This window comes from Paeniroseomonas aquatica, assembly GCF_030409335.1.
Lineage (GTDB): Bacteria > Pseudomonadota > Alphaproteobacteria > Acetobacterales > Acetobacteraceae > Belnapia > Belnapia aquatica.
This window is the reverse complement of the sequence record NZ_JAUFPN010000137.1, coordinates 1-1,522: the sequence shown is the minus strand read 5'-3', so window position 1 is coordinate 1,522 and position 1,522 is coordinate 1. Positions and strand designations below refer to the sequence as shown.

General features: G+C 76.1%; 1 protein-coding gene. It reads right to left on the bottom strand.

Annotation, left to right across the window (positions count from 1 at the left end; all coding sequences use genetic code 11):
* The coding region (locus QWZ14_RS12440) for a transglycosylase domain-containing protein (protein ID WP_353959303.1) at window positions 1-1,522 on the bottom strand (1,522 nt) is incomplete at both ends.

Here is a 1,522-nt window from a genome sequence, read left to right as displayed (position 1 = left end):
CCGGCCGCCGGCACCGCGCGGCCCCCCGCCGTGGAGACGGTGCGGCCGCCGGCGGTGGTCACCGCCGCGATGCCGTGCGGCGTCACCCGGAAGCCGCCGTTGGCGATCGCCGCATAGGCGGTGGCGAGGTCGATCAGCGTCACCTCCCCGGTGCCCAGCGCCAGCGAGGCGTCGTTGGGAAAACGGCCATCGAGGCCGAGCCGGCCGGCCATCTCCATGGCCGCGCGCGCACCGCCGGCCTTCAGCAGCACCCGCACGCTGGCGGTATTGACCGACTGGGCCAGCGCCTCCTCCAGGGTGATCTCGCCGCGCGGCCGCCAGGTGCCGTTGCCGGGGGACCAGCCGCCGAGGATCAGCGGGGTATCGGCGATCAGGTCGTCCGGGCCCAGCCCGCGCTCCAGCGCCGCCAGGAAGTAGATCGGCTTGAAGGCGGAGCCGGGCTGGCGGCGGGCGCTGGTCGCGCGGTTGAACTGGCTGGCGCGGTAGTCCCGGCCGCCGGCCATGGCGCGGATGGCGCCGGTCTCGGCCTCCATCACCAGCACCGCCCCCTGGGCGACCCCGGCCCGCGCCCCGGGGCCGGCGAGCAGGGCCTCGAGCCGCGCCTCGACCGCCGCCTGCAGCTTCGTGTCGAGGGTGGCGCGGAGCGTGAGGTCGGCATTGCCGGGGAAGGCCTCGGCCAGGTCCTCGAGCGCCCAGTCGGCGAACCAGCCGGCCTGGCGGCTGCCCGGCGGCGGCAGCCGCATCCGGGAGAGCTCGGCATCGCGCTGCGCCTCGGTGATGGCGTGGTTGTCGAGCATCGCCTCCAGCACCTCGGCGGCGCGGGCGACCGCGAGGTCGGGCGCGGCGCGCGGGTTGTAGCGCGACGGCGCCTTAGGCAGCCCGGCCAGCAGCGCAGACTGCCAGAGCGCCAGCCGCCGGGCCGGGATGCCGAAATACAGCCGGGCGGCGGCATCGACGCCATAGGTGCCGGCGCCCAGGTAGACCCGGTTCAGGTAGATCTCGAGCAGCTGGTCCTTGCTGAAGCGGTGCTCCAGCCAGAGCGCCAGCAGGGCCTCCTGGATCTTGCGGCGGACGTTGCGCTCCGGCGTCAGGAACAGGTTCTTGGCCAGCTGCTGGGTCAGGGTGGAGCCGCCCTGCACCACCTCCCCGGCGCGCCAATTGGCCAGGGCGGCGCGGGCCAGGCCCCAGGGGTCGATGCCGAAGTGGCGGCGGAAGCGCCGGTCCTCGACCGACATCAGCGCCGCCGGCAGATGCGCCGGCAGGTCGCGCAGCCGCACGGTCTCGCCATACAGGTCGCCCTGGGTCGCCAGCATGGCGCCATCGGCGGCGAGCAGGGTGACCGAGGGGCGGCGGGTCGCAGCCGGCAGGCTGTCCGGCCGCGGCAGGTCCCAGGCGAAGACCAGCAGCAGCAGGGCCAGGGCGACGCTGCCCCAGATGCCGAGCAGCAGCGGCCAGCGCAGCCAGTGCCAGGCGCCGCGGCGGGGCGGGGCGGCGGGGGCGGCGGCCGCCGGGCGGGACGGCC